The sequence below is a fragment of the Pseudomonas edaphica genome (genome assembly GCF_965277385.1).
Lineage (GTDB): Bacteria > Pseudomonadota > Gammaproteobacteria > Pseudomonadales > Pseudomonadaceae > Aquipseudomonas > Aquipseudomonas edaphica.
Window position 1 is genome coordinate 4,737,541 of sequence record NZ_OZ255725.1, and the last position, 22,291, is coordinate 4,759,831.

Genomic DNA, 22,291 nt, shown 5'->3' on the forward strand with positions numbered 1-22,291 from the left:
GGTGGCTGCAAAGCGGCCCGTCTGAGGAGATAGCATGATCGTTCGTCCCGTACGCAGCAGCGATTTACCGGCCCTGATTGATCTGGCGCGCAGCACCGGCACCGGCCTCACCACCTTGCCGGCCAACGAGGAGCGCCTGACCCATCGAGTTGGCTGGGCGGAAAAAACCTTTCGCGGTGAAGCCGGGCGGGGTGATGCCGACTACCTGTTCGTGCTGGAAAACGACGAAGGCCGTGTGGTGGGCATTTCTGCTATTGCCGGTGCCGTCGGCCTGCGTGAGCCTTGGTACAACTTCCGGGTCGGCCTCACGGTCAGCGCTTCCCAGGAGCTGAACATTTACCGCGAGATTCCGACGCTGTTCCTGGCTAACGACCTTACCGGCAATTCCGAGTTGTGTTCGTTGTTCCTGCACGCCGATTACCGCACCGGCCTCAACGGCCGCATGCTGGCCAAGGCGCGCCTGCTGTTTATCGCCGAGTTCCCGCAGCTGTTCGGCAACAAGATCATTGCCGAGATGCGTGGCGTGTCCAACGACGCCGGGCGCTCACCGTTCTGGGAAAGCCTGGGCCGGCACTTCTTCAAGATGGAGTTCAGCCAGGCCGATTACCTCACCGGCGTGGGCAACAAGGCGTTTATCGCCGAGCTGATGCCGAAGTTTCCGCTGTACAGCTGCTTCTTGTCTGAAGACGCGCGTAATGTGATCGGCAAGGTCCACCCGGACACCGAGCCTGCATTGAGCATGCTCAAGAGTGAGGGTTTCAGCTACCAGGGTTATGTCGATATCTTCGACGCCGGCCCGGCGGTGGAATGTGAAACCAGCAAAATCCGTGCGGTGCGCGACAGCCAGTCGCTGGTGTTGGCCATCGGCACGCCGGGGGACGACGCTACGCCGTTCCTGATCCATAACCGCAAGCGCGAGGAGTGCCGCATTACTGCCGCTCCGGCCCGGCTGGCGGCAGGCACGTTGGTGGTCGATCCGCAAACCGCCAAACGCCTGCAACTGGTGGTGGGTGATCAAGTGCGCGCTGTTGCGTTGTCTGCTGCTCGGGAGTCGAAATAATGAATTCGCTGTATATCGCAGGTAGCTGGCTGGCCGGCCAGGGTGAGCTGTTTGAGTCGCGCAACCCGGTGACCCAGCAGGTGCTCTGGACTGGTAATGGCGCCACTGCCGAGCAGGTCGAGTCGGCCGTGCAGGCGGCGCGTCAGGCATTTCCAGGCTGGGCTCGCCGCCCGCTGGAAGAACGCATCAGCGTGCTGGAAACCTTTGCCGCCGCGCTGAAAACGCGCGCCGATGAAATCGCTCGCTGCATCGGCGAGGAAACCGGCAAGCCGCTGTGGGAATCGGCCACCGAAGTCACCAGCATGGCCAACAAGATTGCCATCTCGGTGCAAAGCTACCGCGAACGTACCGGCGAAAAGAGCGGCCCGTTGGGCGACGCCACGGCCGTATTGCGCCACAAGCCCCACGGTGTGGTGGCGGTGTTCGGCCCTTACAACTTCCCGGGCCATTTGCCGAACGGGCATATCGTCCCGGCCTTGCTGGCGGGTAACACGGTGTTGTTCAAACCGAGCGAACTGACCCCCAAAGTCGCCGAGCTGACCGTGCAATGCTGGGTTGAAGCCGGTTTGCCGGCGGGCGTGTTGAACCTGCTGCAAGGTGCGCGGGAAACCGGTATCGCCCTGGCGGCCAACCCTGGCATTGACGGGTTGTTCTTCACTGGCTCCAGCCGCACCGGCAACCATCTGCACCAGCAGTTCTCCGGGCGCCCGGACAAGATCCTGGCCCTGGAAATGGGTGGCAACAACCCATTGGTGGTCGATGAAGTGGCCGATGTGGATGCGGCGGTCTACACCATTATTCAGTCGGCATTCATTTCGGCTGGCCAGCGCTGCACGTGCGCCCGGCGTTTGCTGGTGCCCGAAGGCGCCTGGGGCGATGCCTTGCTGGCGCGTCTGGTGGCGGTCAGTGCGACGATTGAAGTCGGTGCATTCGACCAGCAGCCGGCACCGTTCATGGGGTCGGTGATTTCCCTCGGCGCGGCCAAAGCCTTGATGGACGCCCAGGAGTGGATGCTGGCCAATGGCGCGGTGGCGCTGTTGGAAATGACTCAGCCGCAGGCTCAGGCCGCCTTGCTGACCCCAGGCATCATTGATGTAACCGGCGTGACCGAGCGTGAGGATGAAGAGCTGTTCGGCCCATTGTTGCAAGTGATCCGCTACGCTGATTTTGCCGGGGCGATTGCCGAGGCCAACAACACTCAATATGGCTTGGCTGCGGGTCTGTTGTCGGACTCCGAAGCGCGCTACCAGCAGTTCTGGCTGGAAAGCCGCGCCGGTATCGTCAACTGGAACAAACAGCTGACGGGCGCTGCCAGTACCGCACCGTTCGGTGGTGTGGGCGCCTCGGGCAACCACCGCGCCAGTGCGTATTACGCGGCGGATTATTGCGCGTACCCGGTGGCTTCGCTGGAGACCCCGAGTTTGGTATTGCCAGCGACACTGACGCCGGGCATTGCACTGATCTAAAGGTGGGTGCGGGCTTGTGTGGGAGCTGGCTTGCCTGCGATGCAGGCGCCTCGGTTTTTCAGTAAAACCGAGGTGATGCCATCGCAGGCAAGCCAGCTCCCACACAAGGTCAGTGGTGTGTTCAAGTAACTTGATGCCTATAAAAACAGATGTTCGTGGAGCCTCGCCGATGAAATCCTGTGAAGTCAATTTTGACGGTCTAGTGGGGCCGACCCATAACTACGGCGGTTTGTCCTATGGCAACGTCGCGTCCCAGAGCAACAGCCAGCAGTCTTCGAACCCCAAGGTTGCGGCGTTGCAGGGCCTGCAGAAAATGAAAGCCCTGATGGATATGGGCTTTGTGCAAGGCGTGCTGGCGCCGCAAGAGCGCCCGGATGTGGCCGCCTTGCGCAGCCTCGGTTTCAGCGGCACTGACGCCCAAGTGATCCAGCAAGCCGCCAAGCAGGCCATGCCATTGCTGGTGGCAAGCTGCTCGGCGTCGAGCATGTGGGTGGCCAACGCCGCCACAGTCAGCCCGAGCGCCGATACGGCGGATGGCCGCGTGCACTTCACCGCCGCCAACCTCAACTGCAAATACCACCGCAGCATCGAGCACCCGACCACCAGCCGTGTGCTGGGGGCGATGTTCGCTGACGGGAAACACTTTGCCCACCACGCCGCGTTGCCGGCGGTGGCGCAGTTCGGCGATGAGGGCGCGGCCAACCACACGCGTTTTTGCCGTGACTATGGCGAGGCCGGGGTTGAGTTTTTCGTGTTCGGGCGCAGTGCGTTCGACACCCGTTACCCGGCGCCGCAAAAATACCCGGCGCGCCAGACCCTTGAAGCTTCCCAGGCGGTTGCACGCCTGCACGGCTTGAAAGATGACGGCGTGGTGTACGGCCAGCAGAACCCGGCGGTAATCGATGCCGGTGTGTTCCACAATGACGTGATCGCGGTAGGCAACGGCGAGGTGTTGTTCTACCACGAGGACGCGTTCCTCAATACCGAGCAGATGCTCGCCGAACTGCAAGGCAAGTTGGGCAAGCTGGGTGGCAACTTCCAGTCGGTGTGTGTGCCACGCGCCGAGGTCAGCGTCGAGGACGCGGTGCGTTCCTACCTGTTCAACAGCCAGTTGCTGACTCGCGCCGACGGCTCGATGCTGCTGATCGTGCCGGAAGAATGCCGCGCCAACGAGCGCGTCTGGCAGTACCTGCAAGGCCTGACGGCCTCCGGTGGGCTGATCCGCGAAGTCAAGGTCTTCGACCTCAAGCAAAGCATGCAGAACGGCGGTGGCCCGGCGTGCCTGCGCTTGCGCGTGGCCTTGAATGAATCGGAACTGGCGGCGGTGAACCCAGGCGTTATCATGACCGCGCCGTTGTACGAAACGCTGACCCAATGGGTCGACAAGCACTACCGCGACAGCCTGCGTGAAAGCGACCTGGCTGACCCGCAATTGCTGCTTGAGTGCCGGACGGCACTGGATGAACTGACGCAAATCCTTAAACTGGGCTCGGTTTATCCTTTCCAGATCAATTAAATCTGCCTCTTTTTACACCCTATGCTGAGAACAATTTATGACCACCGACACCCTCAAACTGATCCTTGAAGACACCGACGGCACCCAGCTGGAAACCTCCTGCACCCGCGTTGCCGTGGTGTGGCAGGGCAAGGAAATCTGGATCCAGCACGACGGTCGTGGCCAACTGCTGATCGGCGTGGACGTGGAAGAAGGTGACGCTGAATACGCCAACCTGCTGATGCGCCCACTGGCCACCAACCTGATGAGCCTGCAATTGGAAATGGAACCGGCCGACGTTGAAGGTGATGATGACGATCACGTTCACGGTCCTGGCTGCAACCACTAAGGAAGCTGCTTATGCTCGCCCTCGGCAAACTGCTTGAACTGACCCTCGCCGGTCGCGAACCGGCGCAAAAAATTCAACTGACTGTCGACGGCGTGCAGATGCGCTGGCTCAGCGAAGGCGCGCTTGAAGTGCGCCCTCCGCAGGCCTTGGACAACGGCGGCGACCTGCTGCTGTCGTCCGGCATCCATGGCAACGAAACCGCGCCGATCGAATTGCTCGACCGCGTGTTGCATGGCATTGCCCGTGGGGAGATCAAACCCCGCAATCGTATTCTGTTCCTGTTCGGCAACCCCGAGGCCATGCGCCGCGGCGAGCGTTACCTTGAGCTGGACGTCAACCGGCTGTTCAACGGCCGTCACGAACAAAACATCGGCCCGGAGGCCATGCGCGCCGCCGAGCTTGAGCAACTGGCTCGCAGCTTCTTCAGCCTGCCGGGCCGTTCGCGCCTGCATTACGACCTGCACACGGCCATTCGCGGCTCGAAGATCGAGCAGTTCGCGCTGTACCCGTTCAAGAACGGGCGCCAGCATTCGCGCCACGAGCTGGCGCGCCTGAACGCTGCCGGTATGCAGGCGGTGTTGTTGCAGAACAAAACCTCGATCACGTTCACCGCGTTCACCTACGAGCAACTCGACGCCGAAGCCTTCACCCTGGAATTGGGCAAGGCCCGACCGTTCGGGCAGAACCAGGGCGTGGATGTGTCACGCCTGGAGACACGGTTGAAGCAGATCATCGAAGGTGATGAGCCCGAAACCGAGAGCCTCGATGGCCTGCAATTGTTTGCCGTCTCTCGCGAAGTGATCAAGCACAGTGATGCCTTCCTGCTGCACCTGCCGGCGGATGTGGAAAACTTTTCGCCATTGGCCAAGGGCTACCTGTTGGCCGAAGACGTGGCCAAGACCCGCTGGGTGATCGAGGAGGAGGGCGCGCGCATCATCTTCCCGAACCCGAAGGTCAAGAATGGTTTGCGGGCGGGGATATTGATCGTGCCGACCACGGATGCTGGCCTGATATAGGTCCCAAGACAGCCGCGATCAAATGTGGGAGCTGGCTCGCCTGCGATGGCGGCGGCACAGGCAACAGTGATGTTGACTGACCTGCCGCTATCGCAGGCAAGCCAGCTCCCACACAAGCAAGCGCCCACAAAAAAACCGGCTCTGAGGCCGGGTTTTTTGATGTTGCTTAAACGGCTACAGCACGCGGCTCGCTGCGACGGATCGCACGCACCTTGTGCAGTGTGTCGGCGCACGTGCGCGCGGCTTCCTGGCCCTTGTGCACGAAGTGCTCGTAGAAGAAGGTGTGGTGCTCGCTGCCCGCGTGGAAGTGATGCGGGGTCAGGGATACCGAGAACACCGGCACTTCGGTTTCCAGCTGCACCTGCATCAGGCCACTGACCACCGATTGGGCGACGAATTCGTGGCGGTAGATGCCACCGTCCACCACCAATGCCGCGGCAACGATACCGGCGTAACGGCCGGTCTTGGCCAGCAGCTTGGCGTGCAGGGGCATTTCGAAGGCGCCGCCGACTTCGAAGAAATCGATGTCCGATTCCTGGTAGCCCTGGGCGATCATTTCGGCGAGGAAGCCTTTGCGCGATTGGTCGACAATATCCTTGTGCCAGCAGGCCTGGATAAACGCGACGCGCTCGCCGTGGTGGTTTTTGCTTTTGCTGTCGATTGCGGTGGGTTGCATGTTCTGACTCCTGTTTAAGAAAAAAACAGGGCGTTATGAATCGAATGGGATTTCAAGGGTACGAACAGCTGCATCATGCAGGCATGAGTTCAGCGCGCGGCCCTTGGGTGCCAATCCCGTTCTCTCTTCATCCGGACTATGACCGTCGGCCCCGGGATCACACCGGGTCTGCTGACCTTGTCGCCGTCCTGCGTGAGCAGTTCGAGGCGCCAAGCGCTCGCGGGCTATGCACATTGCGTGCAATTACCGCCGGTGGGGAATTACACCCCGCCCTGAGAACGTTGCCGCCAGAACCCTGGCGGCGGAGAGTTTTTAACATGCTTTTTCAGAAACTGCACGATCGCCGTATCGATAACCTATATCGGTTTGTTTGGTTGGTATTCGATTGAATGCACGTGGGGCTTGATATTGCGTGGCTTTGCCCGCAGTAATCGTCAATACGACAACCCTATTCAGAGGCCCCCGGATGACCGTCATAGACCTGCGCAGCGACACCGTGACCCAACCCACCGCCGGCATGCTCAACGCGATGGCCACTGCCGTCAGCGGTGATGACGTCTACGGCGAAGACCCGAGCGTCAACCTCCTGGAGGCCGAGCTGGCCAAGCGCCTGGGCTTCGCTGCCGCGCTGTTCGTGCCCACCGGCACCATGAGCAACCTGCTTGCCTTGATGGCCCACTGTGAGCGTGGCGAGGAATACATCGTCGGCCAGCAGGCCCACACCTACAAATACGAAGGCGGTGGCGCGGCGGTGCTTGGCTCGATCCAGCCGCAGCCGCTGGAGGTGCAAGCCGACGGTTCGCTGGACCTGGACCACGTACTGGCGGCGATCAAGCCCGATGATTTCCACTTCGCCCGCACCCGCCTGTTGGCGTTGGAAAACACCATGCAGGGCAAGGTGCTGCCGCTGGCGTACCTGGCGAAAGCGCGGGCGTTTACCCGTGAACATGGCCTGGCCTTGCACTTGGACGGCGCGCGACTCTACAACGCGGCGGTGAAGCTCGGTGTGGATGCGCGGGAGATTGCCCAGTATTTCGACTCGGTGTCGGTGTGCCTGTCCAAAGGCCTCGGCGCGCCGATCGGCTCGGTGCTGTGCGGCTCCACCGCGCTGATCGCCAAGGCGCGGCGCCTGCGCAAGATGGTCGGTGGCGGCATGCGCCAGGCCGGCTCGCTGGCGGCGGCGGGCTTGTATGCCCTGGATCATCAGGTGCAGCGCTTGGCGGATGACCACGCCAACGCCCAATGGCTGGGCGATGCACTGCGCGACGCCGGCTTTGAAGTGGAGCCGGTGCAAACCAACATGGTGTACGTGCAGATTGGCGATCAGGCCCAGGCGCTGAAGGCCTTTGCCGCCGAACGCGGGATCAAGTTGAGTGCCGCGCCGCGTCTGCGCATGGTCACTCACTTGGATGTCAGCCGAGTGCAGATGGAGCAGGTGGTGCAGACATTTGTCGAGTTTTCCCGAAAATGATCGTGCAGACCGTCTAATTGACTGTTTCTATCGCATAAACACGCTGTACCACCGGCAAAGGGCCGATATAATGCGGCCCTTTGCCGTCGCTCCGTCTGATGATGTTGCGCACTGGCCTTTGGCCGCAGACTCCGTGGAAGAACCTAATGAAAAGCGCAGAAATCCGTGAAGCCTTCCTTCGCTTCTTCGAAGAGCAAGGCCACACCCGTGTAGCCTCCAGCTCCTTGATCCCAGGCAATGACCCAACCCTGCTGTTCACCAACGCGGGGATGAACCAGTTCAAGGACTGCTTCCTGGGCCAGGAAAAGCGCGCTTACACCCGCGCCACCAGCAGCCAGAAGTGCGTACGCGCCGGCGGCAAGAACAGCGACCTGGAAAACGTCGGCTATACCGCTCGCCACCACACCTTCTTCGAGATGCTGGGTAACTTCAGCTTCGGCGACTATTTCAAGAAAGATGCGATTACCTTCGCCTGGACCTTCCTGACCGGCGTGTTGAAGCTGCCCAAGGAAAAGCTCTGGGTCACGGTCTACGCGACCGACGACGAAGCCTATGACATCTGGACCCAGCAAATCGGTGTGCCCGTCGAGCGCATGATTCGCATCGGCGACAACAAGGGCGCGCCTTACGCGTCCGACAACTTCTGGACCATGGGCGATACCGGCCCGTGCGGCCCGTGCACCGAGATTTTCTATGATCACGGCGCCGACATCTGGGGCGGCCCACCGGGCTCGCCGGAAGAAGACGGCGACCGTTACATCGAGATCTGGAACAACGTCTTCATGCAGTTCAACCGCACCGCCGATGGCGTGTTGCATCCGCTGCCGGCGCCGTCGGTGGACACCGGCATGGGCCTGGAGCGGATCAGTGCGGTGATGCAGCACGTGCATTCCAACTACGAAATCGACCTGTTCACCAACCTGCTGAGCGCGTCGGCGGCCGCCATTGGCTGCGCCAATGACAACCAGTCTTCGCTCAAGGTGGTGTCGGACCACATCCGTTCGTGCGGCTTCCTGATCGCCGACGGTGTGCTGCCGTCCAACGAAGGCCGCGGCTATGTGCTGCGCCGCATCATTCGACGCGCTTGCCGTCACGGTAACAAGCTGGGCGCCACCGGCAGCTTCTTCTACAAGATCGTGGCCGCGCTGGTCGCCGAGATGGGCGATGCCTTCCCGGAACTCAAGCAGCAGCAGGCCAACATCGAGCGCGTGCTCAAGGCTGAAGAAGAGCAGTTCTCCAAGACCCTGGAGCACGGCCTGAAGATCCTCGAGCAGGACCTGGCTGAACTCAAAGGCACCGTGGTGCCGGGCGATGTAGTGTTCAAGTTGTATGACACCTACGGTTTCCCGATGGACCTGACCGCCGACATCGCCCGTGAGCGCGAGCTGACCATCGATGAGGCGGGTTTTGAGCGTGAGATGGAAGCCCAGCGCGTGCGTGCCCGTTCCGCCAGCTCCTTTGGCCTGGACTACAACACCCTGGTCAAGGTTGACGTGCCCACCGAGTTCACCGGTTACGCGGCGACCGTTGGCGCGGCCAAGATCGTGGCCATCTACAAAGATGGCAAGTCGGTCGACGTATTGAGCGAAGGCGACGAAGCGGTGGTGGTCCTGGACCAGACGCCGTTCTACGCCGAATCCGGTGGCCAGGTGGGTGACTGTGGTTTCCTGAGCTCGACCTCCGGGCGTTTTGAAGTGCGTGACACCACCAAGACCGGCGGCGCGTTCCTGCACCACGGTGTGCTGGTGTTGGGCAACCTGACGGTCGGTGCGCCGGTCGACACTCAAGTCGATGCCGACGTGCGGCATGCAACTGCTTTGAACCATTCTGCCACTCACTTGCTGCACGCTGCGTTGCGCCAAGTGCTGGGTGAGCATGTGCAGCAGAAGGGTTCGTTGGTCGATAGCCAGCGCCTGCGTTTCGACTTCAGCCACTTTGAAGCGATCAAGCCTGAGCAGATCAAGGCGCTGGAAGACATCGTCAACGCTGAGATTCGCAAGAATACCCCGGTTGAAACCGAAGAAACCGACATTGAAACCGCCAAGAAGAAAGGCGCCATGGCGCTGTTTGGCGAGAAGTACGGCGACGAAGTGCGCGTACTGAGCATGGGCGGCAGCTTCTCGGTGGAACTGTGTGGCGGTATCCACGCTAACCGTACGGGCGATATCGGCCTGTTGAAAATCATCAGCGAAGGCGGCGTGGCCTCTGGTGTACGGCGTATTGAAGCGGTCACCGGTGCTGCGGCCCTGGCTTACCTCAATGCGGCTGAAGAACAACTCAAGGAAGCGGCCGGCCTGGTCAAGGGCAGCCGCGACAACCTGATCGACAAGCTGTCGGCCGTGCTGGAGCGCAACCGCGCACTGGAAAAACAGCTGGAGCAGTTGCAAGCCAAGGCGGCGAGCGCAGCGGGCGACGATCTGTCGGCCTCCGCGCTGGACGTCAAGGGCGTGAAAGTACTGGCTGTGCGCCTGGACGGCCAGGACGGCAAGGCGCTGTTGGCCTTGGTCGATCAGTTGAAGAACAAGCTCGGCCGCGCAGTGATCCTGCTCGGCGGTGTCCATGAGGAAAAGGTCGTTCTGGTTGCCGGTGTAACCAAAGACCTGACTGGCCAACTCAAGGCCGGTGATTTGATGAAGCAAGCCGCTGCGGCAGTGGGCGGGAAGGGTGGTGGTCGTCCGGACATGGCGCAAGGCGGTGGTGTAGACGCAGGCTCCCTGGACGCGGCCCTGGCCCTGACCGTGCCGTTTGTCGAGGCCGGCATTTAAGGCACTGTTAATGAGCCCATGGTCTAGTCATGGGCTCGTTTGGGTGCTGGACGATTTGTTTATTGGGCGCCCCTTTACGGGCTGAGGCGGCTTAGAAATGGCTTTGATCGTACAGAAATTTGGAGGCACCTCGGTCGGCTCTGTCGAAAGAATCGAGCAGGTCGCCGACAAGGTTAAGAAATTCCGCGACGCCGGCGATGACCTGGTGGTGGTGCTGTCGGCCATGAGCGGCGAAACCAATCGCCTGATCGATCTGGCCAAGGCAATCAGTGGTGATCAACAGCCGCTGCCGCGTGAGCTGGATGTGATCGTGTCCACCGGCGAGCAGGTAACCATTGCCTTGCTGGCCATGGCACTGAACAAGCGTGGTGTGCCGGCAGTGTCCTACACGGGAAGCCAGGTGCGCATCCTCACCGACAGCGCGCATACCAAGGCACGCATCCTGCAGATTGACGATCAGAAAATCCGCACAGATCTGAAAGCCGGCCGCGTGGTAGTTGTAGCAGGCTTCCAGGGTGTGGACGAGCAGGGCAACATCACCACCCTCGGGCGTGGTGGTTCGGATACCACCGGCGTGGCGCTGGCAGCAGCGCTCAAGGCCGATGAATGCCAGATCTATACTGACGTGGACGGTGTGTACACCACCGACCCACGTGTGGTGTCCGTGGCCCAGCGCCTGGACAAGATCACCTTTGAAGAGATGCTGGAAATGGCCAGTCTCGGTTCCAAGGTGTTGCAGATCCGCGCGGTGGAGTTCGCCGGCAAGTACAACGTTCCGCTGCGCGTATTGCACAGCTTCAAAGAGGGTCCGGGCACCCTCATTACTATTGATGAAGAGGAATCCATGGAACAGCCGATCATTTCCGGCATCGCTTTCAACCGCGATGAAGCCAAGCTGACGATCCGTGGCGTGCCAGACACCCCGGGCGTGGCGTTCAAGATCCTCGGCCCTATCAGTGGCGCGAACATTGAAGTCGACATGATCGTGCAGAACGTTTCGCACGATAACACCACCGATTTCACCTTCACTGTGCACCGCAACGAGTACGATGCTGCCGAGCGTATCCTGCAGAACACCGCGAGCGAGATTGGCGCCCGTGAAGTGGTCGGGGATACCAAGATTGCCAAGGTGTCGATCGTGGGCGTGGGCATGCGTTCCCATGCCGGCGTTGCCAGCCGCATGTTCGAGGCGTTGGCCAAGGAAAGCATCAACATCCAGATGATCTCCACCTCGGAAATCAAAGTCTCGGTGGTGATCGAAGAGAAGTACCTGGAGCTGGCAGTGCGCGCACTGCACACCGCTTTTGAGCTGGACGCTCCGGCCCGACCGGGCGAGTGATGCGATACCAGGAAGGCGCGGTATACCGCGCCTTTCATTTTTTGTGGAGCGCATGGTCTTTTGCGTGCGCTCGACAATACTTAGGTCGTTAGGGCTATGGCCATCAGGTTGTAGGTCGAACGCCTTTTTTTTGCAGACTGTTGTTCCTGAACTGAAATGCGTGAGGTGAAAGCTATGCTGATTCTGACTCGTCGGTGCGCAGAAAGCCTGATTATCGGTGATGGCGAAATCACCGTGACCGTGCTCGGCGTCAAAGGCAATCAAGTACGTATCGGGGTTAACGCTCCGAAAGAGGTAGCTGTCCACCGCGAGGAAATCTACCTGCGGATCAAGAAAGAGAAGGACGAAGAACCAAGCCTTTAATTTTTATCGTTTTTTATGTTTGCAAACGGGGATGAACGTGGTTAATATACGCCCCGTGTTGCGGAGAGCTGGCCGAGTGGCCGAAGGCGCTCCCCTGCTAAGGGAGTACACCTCAAAAGGGTGTCGGGGGTTCGAATCCCCCGTTCTCCGCCATTATTTGCTTAGTACGTTGCAATCTGGTTTTTTCGCTAAGTTGTTGAAATTAAACGAAAAAATAGCTTTACATAGAGATTGAACGGCCTATAATGCGCGGCAACAAATGCACTCGTAGCTCAGCTGGATAGAGTACTCGGCTACGAACCGAGCGGTCACAGGTTCGAATCCTGTCGAGTGCACCATTTAAGAGTCAGTTGCAGCAATGCAGGTGACTTGGCTTCAACCAGTTGTGATCTGGTCTAAAAACACAATCTGCACTCGTAGCTCAGCTGGATAGAGTACTCGGCTACGAACCGAGCGGTCACAGGTTCGAATCCTGTCGAGTGCACCATACAAACAAAAAGCCCGCCTAGTGCGGGCTTTTTGCCGTCTGGGGTTTGTGTAGGATTTCAACTCTTTCTCCTGTCTCATGTGTTTTCCTTTCGGGCTGTGTCGTCGCAGTTCATGGATGCAGCCAATGCTCAGCTTTGGCTCGCAAGCGCTTGTTCTTTCCAGTTTTTTAACGTTTAAAGCGCGCGCAGCGTGTATCATTGCGCCCGTCAGCCCCGCCGGGGCTTGTGGAATACCTCCATGGACTTACCCAGTAGTTGCTCAGTACCCCGTTTTACCAATCATGAATTGACTGATTGATCCTTCCGGCGTGCCCCGCTGCTGGGAGTGGAGTTCGCCTATGACCGAAGTAGAAGTAAAGAAAACACAAGACAGCCTGCAGGATCGCCTGGCTCAAGTCATCGAGCTGCTGCAGCGTCAGCGCGTGGTCGAAGACCTCACGCACCGCCAGGAAGGTCCGCACCACGACCGCGTCGAAAACCTGGTTCACCGGCAAAACCTCGTTGAGCTGCAACGCAAGCTCGATGATCTGCACTCCGCCGACGTCGCTTATATTCTTGAAGCCTTGCCACTCGATGATCGACTAACCCTGTGGCAGTTGGTCAAGGCTGACCGCGACGGCGACATCCTCCTTGAAGTATCCGACTCGGTCCGTGAAACCCTGATCGCCGACATGGACGATCACGAGCTCCTGGCCGCTGCAAAGGAGATGGACGCCGACGAACTGGCTGACCTGGCGCCTGAGCTGCCGCGTGATGTTGTCCATGAGTTGATGGAGGCCCTCGACAGCCAGCAGCGTGAGCGCGTGCGCTCCGCGTTGTCTTATGACGAGGATCAGGTCGGCGCATTGATGGACTTCGAGATGGTCACCATCCGCGAAGACGTCAGCCTGGAAGTGGTCTTGCGTTACCTGCGTCGGCTCAAAGAGCTGCCGGGCCATACTGACAAACTGTTCGTGGTCGACTACGAAGGCATTCTCAAGGGCGTGTTGCCGATCAAGCGCCTGCTGGTCAATGATCCGGAAAAGAAAGTAGCGGATCTGATGGCCAGCGATACGGTGAGTTTTCACCCGGATGAAGACGCCTACGAGGCTGCCCAGGCATTTGAGCGTTATGACTTGATCTCGGCGCCTGTGGTCGACAAGAACGGCAAGCTGATTGGCCGTTTGACCATCGATGAAATGGTCGACCTGATTCGTGAAGAGAGTGAAACCGAAGTCCTCAACATGGCGGGTCTGCGTGAAGAGGAAGATATTTTTGCGTCAGTCTGGCGCTCCCTGCATAACCGTTGGGCGTGGCTTGCGATCAACCTGATCACGGCGTTCATTGCTTCGCGCGTGATCGGGTTGTTCGAAGGTTCCATCGAGAAGCTTGTCGCCCTCGCGGCGCTGATGCCGATCGTGGCAGGTATTGGGGGTAACTCCGGTAACCAGACCATCACCATGATTGTGCGTGCCATGGCACTGGACCAGGTCAGTACGGCTAATTCCTCGCGCCTGTTGCGCAAAGAATTGGCCGTGGGCCTGATCAATGGCTTGGTGTGGGGCGGGGTGATCGGCGTGGTGGCTTACTTGCTGTATGGCAGTTGGTCGCTGGGCGTGGTGATGACGGCTGCCATGACCCTCAACCTGCTGTTGGCGGCGTTGATGGGCGTGTTGATCCCCATGACGCTGGCGCGCCTTGGGCGCGACCCGGCCATGGGGGCCAGTGTGATGATCACGGCCATGACCGACAGCGGTGGCTTCTTCATCTTCCTGGGCCTGGCGACGATCTTTCTGCTCTGATCCCCTGTGGGGGCGGGCTTGCTAGCAAATGCAAGCTCGCTCCCACACAAGTCCTCTGCGGTGCCCTCAAATTTCACGCAAAAAAAAGCCAGCATAGCGCTGGCTTCGGCTTTCAGTTGCAGATCAATTGGCTTCTGCGGCCGCCTCAACGTCGTGCGCGATAAGCGAGACGAGAGCATTTTGCTGGCGGTGGGAGAGCTGACGAAAACGCTGCAGCAGTTCGCGTTCGTGCAGTGACAGCTCAGGGCTGTCCAGGCGCATGCTCAACTCTTCGCCCAACGCACCTTCCTGAATAAGGCTCTGCTCCAGGCGCGCGATGATTTCGGAGTTCATGCTGCGGTGATGATTGCGAGCCACCTCGGCAATGCGTTCCCGCATTCCGTCTGGCAGACGTACGACGAACTTGTCAGCCGTACGGCTGGAATAAATTGCCTGTTTCAATGGGCGCATATATTTAACCGGTTAGTTCAGGGGAGCGGTTTTTGGAATTGGCCGCAAGATGAGTGTTAAGACAAGGCTCACGACCAAAGTTCAACCCGAATTGCAAAGAGGCCGCATCATGCCTCAGATTTGACATTTCCTTGGCGTCAATTCTGTGACAAATATTGAACTGACTAAAGGCTTAATGCCAGCACTCATTTGTATTTTTGCGGACTGGTTGGAAAACTTTTCAACGCGTCATTCCTCAGGGGAACTTCCCGTAAGTCCAGGCGCGCGCAGGGATTGAGGCCGCATATCCTAAAGCAAAGTGGCCTTTTGCCCTTATCTTTAAGACTAGTGGCAATTTGCCGATTTGCTAGGGCGGGGCGACATAAGGTCGAGGGAGGGAGGTGGCGCAGAGATTACCGCAAAACGGGGTCGAATTTGATTTTGCGGCCCATGAAAAGCGTCAGCACAAGCAGGCTCGTGAACACGCCGGCTGCGATCATTGCAGCAGTTTGTCCATCTTCAGAGGTGGCGCCCAGGCCCAGGAGGCCAGTGGCGACAGTCAGGCACAAAAACAGCCAGGCGGATTTGCTCATGAATGGCGTCCTTAGAAAACCCAATGTTCGGATGCCGGTGCAGTCTGGGTGCCTTGGGTCAGGCGTACCGGCGATTGCGCGTTGGGCGTCATCACCGCCAATTGCGGGCGTTGTTGCAGATGGTGCGGCACGGCCTGGCTAAGTTGCGCAGGATCATTACTGCCGGTGGATTGGAAATGAAACATCACCAGTGCAGCCAAGGCTATGGTGTTGAGGGCTAACAGAAGGGCACTGTTCATGGTCATGTTCTCCGCTAAACGCCGTGGCTGGATGGGTTTGTAGGAGAAGTATTGCAGGTCCCGTGCCAATCTATTATTTCATTAAAATCAATGACTTGAGTCTACTTTAAAGTGGCGTCGGGTTGCAATTTGCAATGATGGCATTTTGGGGTAGTGCATTTTGCACGACAGCATCCAGGCCCCGTGGCTGCGGGGCAACGCGGGCCTCGGTCGAACAAGGATCGGCCTACACTCAAAAAGCCCACGGACGACATGACAAAACCCACCTTGGCCGTTAACATGCACGCCGTCCGTCGCTGTGCCCCGTGCCCAATGGCTGTCATTTGTCCCAGTAGCTCAATTGGATAGAGCATCCCCCTCCTAAGGGGAAGGTTGGCCGTTCGAACCGGCCCTGGGACACCATCTTCAAAAGCCCTGCACAGGTTGTCCTGGCAGGGCTTTTTTGTGCGTGCCTGCAACACCGGTCGAACCTTGCCGCCTATCAGGGTTCACAGCATGCAGGGCAGTTGTCAGTCACAAGCTACAAGCTACAAGCTACAAGCTACAAGCTACAAGCTTGCAGCTTGCAGCTTGCAGCTATTTTTGTACCTTGCATGCGGCCAGGCAGCGTCTGAACGATTAAGCAAAATATTCCCCGGAAAACGGCCCGCTGCGTCTGTCCGCTCCCGGCAACCCCGGACTATCATGCTGATAGCCCTGTCCCTCACTGCAAGGAGCCGCTCGGAACGCCGATGCGCCAGATCTGGAAATCTTTTCGAGCCCTTTATTTCGCCTCCTTGATGATGTTGATCGGGTCCGGCCTGCTCAGCACTTACCTTGCCTTGCGTCTGGCAGCCGACCACGTCGACAGCCTGTGGGTGGGTGCGCTGATGGCGGCCAACTACTTCGGCCTGGTGCTGGGCGGCAAGATCGGGCATCGCCTGATTGCCCGCGTCGGGCATATTCGCGCGTATGCCACCTGTGCCGGGATTGTCGGCGCGGCGGTGTTGGGCCACGGCCTCATCAACTGGCTGCCGGCCTGGATTGTGCTGCGGATGATCGTGGGTCTGGGGATGATGTGCCAGTACATGGTTATCGAAAGCTGGCTCAATGAGCAGGCGGACGCCAAGCAGCGTGGCGTGGTATTCAGCGGCTATATGATCGCCTCCTACCTTGGGCTGGTATTGGGTCAGTTGATTCTGGTCATGCACCCGCAGCTTGGCCTTGAATTGCTCATGCTCGTGGCGCTGTGCTTTGCCTTGTGCCTGGTGCCGGTGGCCATGACCCGACGCATTCACCCGGCGCCTCTGCACCCTGCACCTATGGAGCCACGCTTCTTTATCAAGCGTGTGCCGCAGTCGCTGAGTACGGTGCTGGGCGCGGGGCTGATCGTTGGCTCGTTCTACGGCCTGGCGCCGTTGTATGCCTCGCAGCAAGGCTTGAGCACCGAGCAGGTCGGCCTGTTCATGGGTAGCTGCATCTTTGCCGGTCTGTTGGTGCAGTGGCCATTGGGTTGGTTGTCGGACCGCTATGATCGTGCCTTGCTGATTCGCTGCTTTGCCTTGTGCCTGGCGGTGGCGGCGTTGCCATTGGCCGTGATGACCCAAGTGCCGTTGGAAGTGCTGTTCGTGGCTGGCTTCCTGTGTTCCCTGGTGCAGTTCTGCCTGTATCCGTTGGCAGTGGCGTTCTCCAATGACCATGTGGAAGGTGATCGCCGCGTGTCGCTGACGGCCATGTTGCTGGTGACCTACGGCATCGGCGCGAGTGTCGGGCCGCTGTTGGCGGGTGTGGTGATGAAGCTGTTCGGCAGCCACATGCTGTACGCCTTTTTCAGCCTGTGTGCATTGGTCCTGGTGTGGCGGATCCGGCCGAAGGCGGTGACTAACCTGCATCAGGTGGACGATGCGCCGCTGCATCACGTGGCGATGCCCGACAGCATGTCCAGCTCGCCGCTGGTGGCCTGCCTTGACCCGCGGGTGGATGAAGCGGTGGTGCAGGAGCAAATGCAGAGCGTGGTGCCCGACCCGGAACCTGAAATCGAAACTGACCCGCAGCAACCCGCGGATGAACCGGCTTTTGAAGGGCCGCCGGAGCCTCTGGGGCCTGACGAGCATCCCCACGATTTGAGCAGGGCACGCCCCTGAAAGCAAAAACGGGCAGATCCCATCAGGATCTGCCCGTTTTTATTGATACGGCCTTTAAGGCTTAAAGGTCGTCGTCTTTGTCAAAGCGCCGCGCTTCACGCTGCAACTGATACACAAAACGTTCAACCTGGCGCTGAACCAAGCCGCTCATGTTATGGAAGCGAACGCCGGCGAAGGTGGTGTTGATCTTGTCTTCGACGTGCAGGTAACGCAGCTCCACCGAGGTGGTCATGCTGCCAAAGGGCAGGGCGGCGATAAAGCGGTCATAGACCTGGCCCAGCTGCAGGCGATCGGAAATGTCGCCTTCAAAACGCAGCTTGCAGCCGGTGGCGGAGATGTCCAGCAGTTTGCCGCTGATCGGTGCCTTGAGCTTTTCGCCACCCAGCTCGATGCTTACCAGTTGGGCCAGTTTCAACGCTGCCCGAAAGGCATTGCGACGTTGATGGTAGACCACCTCGTCGGGCATGCTGCCGGTGTAGATGCGGTGGCCGCCTTTTTCACTGATGGTCAGTGTGCCGTTGCTTTCCCAGGCGACACGCACACCGTCATGGAAGCCTTCAATGCGGAACGGTTCGCCGTTCTCAAGGTAGCGTTCACCGTCGCGGGGGATCATTTCGTCCAGGGCGAGCGTTTTGCTGTCCCGATCTATATCCACCAGATAGCTTTGGAACCGCTGGCTGCGTTCATGGAAAGTGATAATCAGCGGGTCATGGCTTTCTTGCAGCATTCGCAACGTGCTGGCGATTTCCAGAGGCGTGGTGAGCACCTTGGGTGGCTGCGGAGCATCTTCCGCATTAAGGGCGTTGAACACGGTTCTTCCATCTCCAGGCAAAATACGACTACACGCAAGAACCGGCATTTTGCCAGCATGTAGCGCGCCTTGGATAGGGCGCGCTGTAAACCGGTGTCAGGCTTGGCTGCGGGTGCTTGGCTTGACCAGGCGCGAGGTCGACCCTTGGGCGTTGTACAGCGCCGGAGGCTCTCCGCCGTGGAGTATGCGCAACTGGTTGGCGGTCGTAGCCTGCTGCAGCTGGATCGACTGGCCGTTGAGCAGGTTGGCTTCCTGGCACTGGGCCAGCAATTGATTGAGTGCGGTGCTCTGCGCCAGCAACTGATCGCCTACCGAGGAGTGGCTGGCCAGTTGTGCCAGGCCATCATGATCAGCCGGCAGGCCGAGGCTGATCAGAATTTCGCTGCGCTTCTTGCCATGCTGCTCCAGCAGCACGATCAGCGACTGTTTGCGCGCCAGGATTTCCTCCAGCAAGCGCATGTCCCGGCCATAGAGGGCCAGGGATTCTTCTTTGAGCAGCTCGAGCAGAAGTTGCGTCGGCGCCAGATCATCAATGATCAGTTCAAGCAAATGTTCGTCGTGGTGCATGGCTGGCCTTGGGTTTTAAGCGTCCACAAGCCCTGCGCAGGCCTTTGCCTAGCGCTCGGCTTCGAAGTTAAGCAGCTTGCTGGCGACACGGTTGCTGTCGACTTTATAGCTGCCATCAGCGATTGCCTGTTTCAATTCGGCCACACGGGCTTTATTGACAACGGGTTGATCGCGCAGCGAGTCAGTGACCTTCTGCAACTGTTGAGCCTCATTGCTCAGGTGTACCGATTCCCCGCTCTGGCTGGCGCTGGCCTGTTCTGCCTTGGCGGCAGGTGCTGGCTGGGACTTGGCTTCTACGCCGTCCTTTGCCCCGCTGGTGCGCGTATTGCCCGGCAAAGCCTGGGTGTTATTTAAACGACTGAAATCAATGACCATGTTAAAAAAACCTCTGGGTATTTGGACGCTTGCCATGTTTTCGGCCATACCCGGACAAACTTTAGGCTCGTTTGACAATAAACCTGTACAGGTCGACATCCCACGCACAGTGTAGGAAAACCTGGCGTTTCACACCAGTGATCTCACAGCGGTGATCTTCTATAGCGCCACCTCAACCTGGCCCGGCGCGGTCACCTGCGCCTTGATCACACGGTTGGAATTGAGGTTCTTGACCCGGATCTGCTCGCTCATCCCGCCGTTGGACAGCGCCTCCCCCGGCATTTTTACCATCAGCCCGCCGCTGCTGGCGGAAATCACCACCTGGTCGCCCTTGCGAATCACTTCAGCCTGTTCCAGATGTACTAGCGTGATGACCTGGTCGGTAACCATTGGTCGGGTCAGTTTCTGCCCGATCGCTTGGTCCACAGCGGTGAGGTAACCCTGGTTGATCAGGCTGATGTCGCGTTCACGCAGGGCCACGTCTTCAAAACCAATGATGCCGGTGCGTTTGAGCGGGCGTGTGACCACAACCACATCGCGGAACAGTTTGACCTGCGCCGGCACAAACACGGTCCAGGGTGAGGCGCCCTCGCAGCGCACTTTTACCGTCACGCGGCCGATGGGCTGGGCCGGGCTTTCGAGGCTGGCCGTCAATTCCTTGTCGCACATGGGCATGCGCAGGCGCGGGTCCAGTTGGTTGACCTGGATTTCGTAACGCCCCGGCGTTTGGGTGGTCGCCAGATAATCTTCTACAGTGAACTCAAGAAAGCCTTGGGTGACGCCGATAAGGAGATCAGGCAAGGTGACATTATCTGCGCGAGCCGTGGTGCCCGAGCCCAAGGCAAACAAAGCCATCGTTGCGCAGAGCAATCTGCGATACCGTGGGATGCGTCGGAAAACTGTCGTTTTAAGGTTCATAGACCAATAAATAGCAAAGCCCGTGCCGTTTAGTGTTGGGTGAGCGTCGTTGCCCTTGTAGGTATAGCCAAAGGTTTTAGCGTAGGAGTCAAGGCATGGCAGGAGTAATGGACTCAGTAAACCAGCGCACACAGCTGGTAGGGCAGAATCGCCTGGAACTGTTGCTTTTCCGCCTGGACGGCAAGCAGCTGTACGGCATCAATGTGTTTAAAGTGCGGGAAGTGCTGCAGTGCCCCAAGCTGACCATATTGCCCAAATCCAGCCCGGTGGTCTGCGGCGTAGCGAATATCCGAGGCGCGACCATCCCGATTCTCGACCTGGCCATGGCCACCGGTTCCTCGGGGTTGCAGGACCGCGAAAGCCCCTTTGTGATCATCACCGAATACAACACCAAGACCCAGGGTTTCCTGGTGCGCTCGGTGGAGCGCATCGTCAACATGAACTGGGAGGAGATCCATCCGCCGCCCAAGGGCACCGGGCGCGATCACTACCTCACGGCGGTGACGCGGGTCGACAACCAGTTGGTCGAAATCATCGACGTGGAAAAGATCCTCGCCGAAGTCGCACCCACCTCGGAAACCATTTCGGTTGGCGTGGTAGACGCCGAAACCGCGCACAAGGCAGTGTCACTGCGTGTGCTGACGGTGGATGACTCCTCGGTGGCGCGCAAGCAAGTCAGCCGCTGCCTGCAAACGGTCGGCGTGGAAGTGGTGGCCTTGAACGATGGTCGCCAAGCCCTGGATTACCTGCGCAAGCTGGTGGACGAAGGCAAGAAGCCGGAAGAAGAGTTCCTGATGATGATCTCCGACATTGAAATGCCGGAAATGGACGGCTATACCCTCACGGCCGAGATACGTAACGATCCACGCATGCAAAAATTGCATATCATCCTGCATACTTCCTTGTCGGGCGTATTCAATCAGGCGATGGTCAAGAAGGTCGGTGCTGATGACTTCCTGGCCAAATTCCGCCCTGATGACCTGGCATCCCGGGTAGTCGACCGGATCAAGGCAGCAGATCACGGCTAGGGGGATTTCCTCCTGGCGGTCACACGATTTAAGAGGCGGTATCATTGTCTACGGGTAATTTGGATTTCGAACAGTTCCGGGTCTTCCTGGAAAAAGCCTGTGGCATATTGCTCGGTGAAAACAAGCAGTACCTGGTATCCAGCCGTCTCAATAAACTGATGGAGCAGCAGGGCATCAAGTCGCTGGGCGAGTTGGTCCAGCGCATCCAGGGCCAGCCGCGCAGTGGGCTTAAGGAAATGGTGGTAGATGCCATGACCACCAACGAAACCTTGTGGTTTCGTGATACCTACCCCTTTGAGGTGCTCAAGAACAAAGTGCTGCCGGAGGCCATCAAGGCCAGCCCGGGCCAGCGCCTGCGCATCTGGTCGGCTGCCTGTTCGTCTGGGCAGGAGCCGTACTCGATCTCGATGTCCATCGATGAGTTCGAGCGTACGAACATGGGCCAATTGAAGGCCGGTGCGCAAATTGTCGCCACCGACCTGTCCGGCACCATGCTCACCAACTGCAAGACCGGCGAGTACGACAGCCTGGCCCTGGGCCGCGGTTTGTCCCAGGAACGCTTGCAACGTTTCTTCGACCCCAAAGGGGCAGGACGCTGGGCGGTCAAGGCGCCGATCAAGAGCCGGGTGGAATTTCGCTCGTTCAACCTGCTCGACAGCTATGCCAGCCTGGGCAAGTTCGACATGGTGTTCTGCCGCAATGTGTTGATCTACTTCTCGGCAGAGGTGAAGAAAGACATCCTGTTGCGTATTCACGGTACGCTCAAGCGCGGGGGCTACCTTTTTCTTGGCGCGTCCGAAGCGCTCAACGGGCTCCCGGACCATTACCAGATGGTGCAATGCAGCCCTGGGATCATTTATCAGGCCAAGTAATGGCGGCTTGAGCATAAAAAACGGGAAGCCCCGCAAAGGCTTCCCGTTTTTTATGTGCGCCAAGCGT

21 protein-coding genes, 4 tRNA genes and 1 riboswitch are annotated in these 22,291 nt (G+C 59.1%); of the genes, 17 read left to right on the top strand and 8 right to left on the bottom strand.

From position 1 onward, the window contains the following. Window positions 1-34: 34 nt before the first annotated feature. From astA to astE, 5 genes are all read left to right on the top strand, one after another. Window positions 35-1,060: an arginine N-succinyltransferase gene (gene astA / locus ACQY47_RS21570; RefSeq protein ID WP_017138423.1), complete on the top strand. Its 1,026-nt coding sequence runs from the start codon at window positions 35-37 to the stop codon at window positions 1,058-1,060. Further along, window positions 1,057-2,526: a succinylglutamate-semialdehyde dehydrogenase gene (gene astD / locus ACQY47_RS21575; protein ID WP_428557373.1), complete on the top strand. Its 1,470-nt coding sequence runs from the start codon at window positions 1,057-1,059 to the stop codon at window positions 2,524-2,526. The genes astA and astD overlap by 4 nt, the downstream gene beginning before the upstream one ends. Window positions 2,527-2,695: 169 nt before the next feature. Continuing rightward, complete coding sequence (gene astB / locus ACQY47_RS21580; protein ID WP_138450944.1) at window positions 2,696-4,042, top strand: N-succinylarginine dihydrolase; 1,347 nt, start codon at window positions 2,696-2,698, stop codon at window positions 4,040-4,042. A gap of 37 nt (window positions 4,043-4,079) precedes the next feature. Next, the gene (locus ACQY47_RS21585) at window positions 4,080-4,370 is read left to right on the top strand and encodes a hypothetical protein (RefSeq protein ID WP_003214319.1); all 291 of its coding nucleotides are present in this window, start codon (window positions 4,080-4,082) and stop codon (window positions 4,368-4,370) included. Window positions 4,371-4,381: 11 nt separating this feature from the next. Beyond that, window positions 4,382-5,386, top strand: coding sequence for a succinylglutamate desuccinylase (astE, locus tag ACQY47_RS21590; protein WP_428551699.1), 1,005 nt, complete (start codon window positions 4,382-4,384; stop codon window positions 5,384-5,386). A gap of 166 nt (window positions 5,387-5,552) precedes the next feature. On the opposite strand, the gene ACQY47_RS21595 is transcribed toward astE, so the two are convergent. Then, on the bottom strand, window positions 5,553-6,062 hold the full coding sequence (locus ACQY47_RS21595; protein ID WP_003233516.1) for a 6,7-dimethyl-8-ribityllumazine synthase: 510 nt from the start codon (window positions 6,060-6,062) through the stop codon (window positions 5,553-5,555). Between the two features lie 114 nt (window positions 6,063-6,176). Further along, window positions 6,177-6,346: riboswitch (FMN riboswitch) on the bottom strand. Between the two features lie 182 nt (window positions 6,347-6,528). Here ACQY47_RS21595 and ltaE point away from each other — a divergent pair. From ltaE to mgtE, 8 genes are all read left to right on the top strand, one after another. Further along, window positions 6,529-7,533, top strand: coding sequence for a low-specificity L-threonine aldolase (ltaE, locus tag ACQY47_RS21600; RefSeq protein ID WP_428551703.1), 1,005 nt, complete (start codon window positions 6,529-6,531; stop codon window positions 7,531-7,533). A 146-nt stretch (window positions 7,534-7,679) separates the two neighbouring features. Further along, window positions 7,680-10,298, top strand: a complete 2,619-nt coding sequence (gene alaS, locus ACQY47_RS21605; RefSeq protein WP_138450939.1) for an alanine--tRNA ligase — start codon at window positions 7,680-7,682, stop codon at window positions 10,296-10,298. Window positions 10,299-10,395: 97 nt separating this feature from the next. Continuing rightward, complete coding sequence (locus tag ACQY47_RS21610) at window positions 10,396-11,637, top strand: aspartate kinase (protein ID WP_017138417.1); 1,242 nt, start codon at window positions 10,396-10,398, stop codon at window positions 11,635-11,637. Window positions 11,638-11,811: 174 nt separating this feature from the next. Further along, complete coding sequence (gene csrA / locus ACQY47_RS21615; RefSeq protein WP_003175645.1) at window positions 11,812-12,000, top strand: carbon storage regulator CsrA; 189 nt, start codon at window positions 11,812-11,814, stop codon at window positions 11,998-12,000. A 62-nt stretch (window positions 12,001-12,062) separates the two neighbouring features. Next, window positions 12,063-12,153 (top strand) — tRNA-Ser (locus ACQY47_RS21620). A 108-nt stretch (window positions 12,154-12,261) separates the two neighbouring features. Further along, window positions 12,262-12,338, top strand: a tRNA-Arg gene (locus ACQY47_RS21625). Window positions 12,339-12,410: 72 nt separating this feature from the next. Then, window positions 12,411-12,487: transfer RNA gene (locus ACQY47_RS21630), tRNA-Arg, on the top strand. Between the two features lie 339 nt (window positions 12,488-12,826). Beyond that, window positions 12,827-14,269 (top strand): magnesium transporter, encoded by a 1,443-nt coding sequence (mgtE, locus tag ACQY47_RS21635; protein ID WP_017138415.1) that lies wholly within the window; start codon window positions 12,827-12,829, stop codon window positions 14,267-14,269. 123 nt (window positions 14,270-14,392) lie between these two features. On the opposite strand, the gene ACQY47_RS21640 is transcribed toward mgtE, so the two are convergent. The 3 genes from ACQY47_RS21640 to ACQY47_RS21650 all read right to left on the bottom strand — a co-directional run bounded on the left by ACQY47_RS21640 (window position 14,393) and on the right by ACQY47_RS21650 (window position 15,530). Continuing rightward, entirely contained in the window at window positions 14,393-14,719 is a 327-nt protein-coding gene (locus ACQY47_RS21640; protein ID WP_003193592.1) for an Arc family DNA-binding protein, read from the bottom strand. A 392-nt stretch (window positions 14,720-15,111) separates the two neighbouring features. Further along, window positions 15,112-15,291, bottom strand: a complete 180-nt coding sequence (locus tag ACQY47_RS21645; RefSeq protein WP_428551710.1) for a PA3371 family protein — start codon at window positions 15,289-15,291, stop codon at window positions 15,112-15,114. 11 nt (window positions 15,292-15,302) lie between these two features. Next, window positions 15,303-15,530, bottom strand: a complete 228-nt coding sequence (locus ACQY47_RS21650; RefSeq protein WP_099548206.1) for a hypothetical protein — start codon at window positions 15,528-15,530, stop codon at window positions 15,303-15,305. A 325-nt stretch (window positions 15,531-15,855) separates the two neighbouring features. On the opposite strand from ACQY47_RS21650, the gene ACQY47_RS21655 reads away from it, so the two are divergent. Beyond that, a tRNA-Arg gene (locus ACQY47_RS21655) sits at window positions 15,856-15,932 on the top strand. A gap of 329 nt (window positions 15,933-16,261) precedes the next feature. Further along, a complete protein-coding gene (locus ACQY47_RS21660; protein ID WP_017138393.1) occupies window positions 16,262-17,653 on the top strand; it encodes an MFS transporter in 1,392 nt (463 codons plus the stop codon). 61 nt (window positions 17,654-17,714) lie between these two features. Here the strand turns inward: ACQY47_RS21660 and ACQY47_RS21665 are convergent, their stop codons facing one another. The 4 genes from ACQY47_RS21665 to flgA all read right to left on the bottom strand — a co-directional run bounded on the left by ACQY47_RS21665 (window position 17,715) and on the right by flgA (window position 20,324). Beyond that, entirely contained in the window at window positions 17,715-18,464 is a 750-nt protein-coding gene (locus ACQY47_RS21665) for a flagellar brake protein (RefSeq protein WP_017138392.1), read from the bottom strand. A gap of 96 nt (window positions 18,465-18,560) precedes the next feature. Next, window positions 18,561-19,031 (bottom strand): flagella synthesis protein FlgN, encoded by a 471-nt coding sequence (locus ACQY47_RS21670; protein ID WP_017138391.1) that lies wholly within the window; start codon window positions 19,029-19,031, stop codon window positions 18,561-18,563. A gap of 48 nt (window positions 19,032-19,079) precedes the next feature. Continuing rightward, the gene (gene flgM / locus ACQY47_RS21675) at window positions 19,080-19,406 is read right to left on the bottom strand and encodes a flagellar biosynthesis anti-sigma factor FlgM (RefSeq protein ID WP_017138390.1); all 327 of its coding nucleotides are present in this window, start codon (window positions 19,404-19,406) and stop codon (window positions 19,080-19,082) included. 159 nt (window positions 19,407-19,565) lie between these two features. Continuing rightward, complete coding sequence (gene flgA / locus ACQY47_RS21680; RefSeq protein ID WP_428551716.1) at window positions 19,566-20,324, bottom strand: flagellar basal body P-ring formation chaperone FlgA; 759 nt, start codon at window positions 20,322-20,324, stop codon at window positions 19,566-19,568. Window positions 20,325-20,419: 95 nt separating this feature from the next. Between flgA and ACQY47_RS21685 the strand changes: the two genes are divergently transcribed. Both ACQY47_RS21685 and cheR read left to right on the top strand, forming a co-directional pair. Beyond that, entirely contained in the window at window positions 20,420-21,352 is a 933-nt protein-coding gene (locus ACQY47_RS21685; protein WP_017138388.1) for a chemotaxis protein CheV, read from the top strand. Between the two features lie 44 nt (window positions 21,353-21,396). Next, on the top strand, window positions 21,397-22,224 hold the full coding sequence (cheR, locus tag ACQY47_RS21690; RefSeq protein WP_017138387.1) for a protein-glutamate O-methyltransferase CheR: 828 nt from the start codon (window positions 21,397-21,399) through the stop codon (window positions 22,222-22,224). The last annotated feature ends 67 nt before the right edge of the window (window positions 22,225-22,291 follow it).

Excerpts from the sequence above, each read along its gene's own strand:
- astA (WP_017138423.1), top strand. The coding sequence starts at position 35 with ATGATCGTTCGTCCCGTACGCAGCAGCGATTTACCGGCCCTGATTGAT.
- astB (WP_138450944.1), top strand. The coding sequence starts at position 2,696 with ATGAAATCCTGTGAAGTCAATTTTGACGGTCTAGTGGGGCCGACCCAT.
- ACQY47_RS21585 (WP_003214319.1), top strand. The coding sequence starts at position 4,080 with ATGACCACCGACACCCTCAAACTGATCCTTGAAGACACCGACGGCACC.
- astE (WP_428551699.1), top strand. The coding sequence starts at position 4,382 with ATGCTCGCCCTCGGCAAACTGCTTGAACTGACCCTCGCCGGTCGCGAA.
- ACQY47_RS21595 (WP_003233516.1), bottom strand. The coding sequence starts at position 6,062 with ATGCAACCCACCGCAATCGACAGCAAAAGCAAAAACCACCACGGCGAG.
- ltaE (WP_428551703.1), top strand. The coding sequence starts at position 6,529 with ATGACCGTCATAGACCTGCGCAGCGACACCGTGACCCAACCCACCGCC.
- alaS (WP_138450939.1), top strand. The coding sequence starts at position 7,680 with ATGAAAAGCGCAGAAATCCGTGAAGCCTTCCTTCGCTTCTTCGAAGAG.
- ACQY47_RS21610 (WP_017138417.1), top strand. The coding sequence starts at position 10,396 with ATGGCTTTGATCGTACAGAAATTTGGAGGCACCTCGGTCGGCTCTGTC.
- csrA (WP_003175645.1), top strand. The coding sequence starts at position 11,812 with ATGCTGATTCTGACTCGTCGGTGCGCAGAAAGCCTGATTATCGGTGAT.
- mgtE (WP_017138415.1), top strand. The coding sequence starts at position 12,827 with ATGACCGAAGTAGAAGTAAAGAAAACACAAGACAGCCTGCAGGATCGC.
- ACQY47_RS21640 (WP_003193592.1), bottom strand. The coding sequence starts at position 14,719 with ATGCGCCCATTGAAACAGGCAATTTATTCCAGCCGTACGGCTGACAAG.
- ACQY47_RS21645 (WP_428551710.1), bottom strand. The coding sequence starts at position 15,291 with ATGAGCAAATCCGCCTGGCTGTTTTTGTGCCTGACTGTCGCCACTGGC.
- ACQY47_RS21650 (WP_099548206.1), bottom strand. The coding sequence starts at position 15,530 with ATGAACAGTGCCCTTCTGTTAGCCCTCAACACCATAGCCTTGGCTGCA.
- ACQY47_RS21660 (WP_017138393.1), top strand. The coding sequence starts at position 16,262 with ATGCGCCAGATCTGGAAATCTTTTCGAGCCCTTTATTTCGCCTCCTTG.
- ACQY47_RS21670 (WP_017138391.1), bottom strand. The coding sequence starts at position 19,031 with ATGCACCACGACGAACATTTGCTTGAACTGATCATTGATGATCTGGCG.
- flgM (WP_017138390.1), bottom strand. The coding sequence starts at position 19,406 with ATGGTCATTGATTTCAGTCGTTTAAATAACACCCAGGCTTTGCCGGGC.
- flgA (WP_428551716.1), bottom strand. The coding sequence starts at position 20,324 with ATGAACCTTAAAACGACAGTTTTCCGACGCATCCCACGGTATCGCAGA.
- ACQY47_RS21685 (WP_017138388.1), top strand. The coding sequence starts at position 20,420 with ATGGCAGGAGTAATGGACTCAGTAAACCAGCGCACACAGCTGGTAGGG.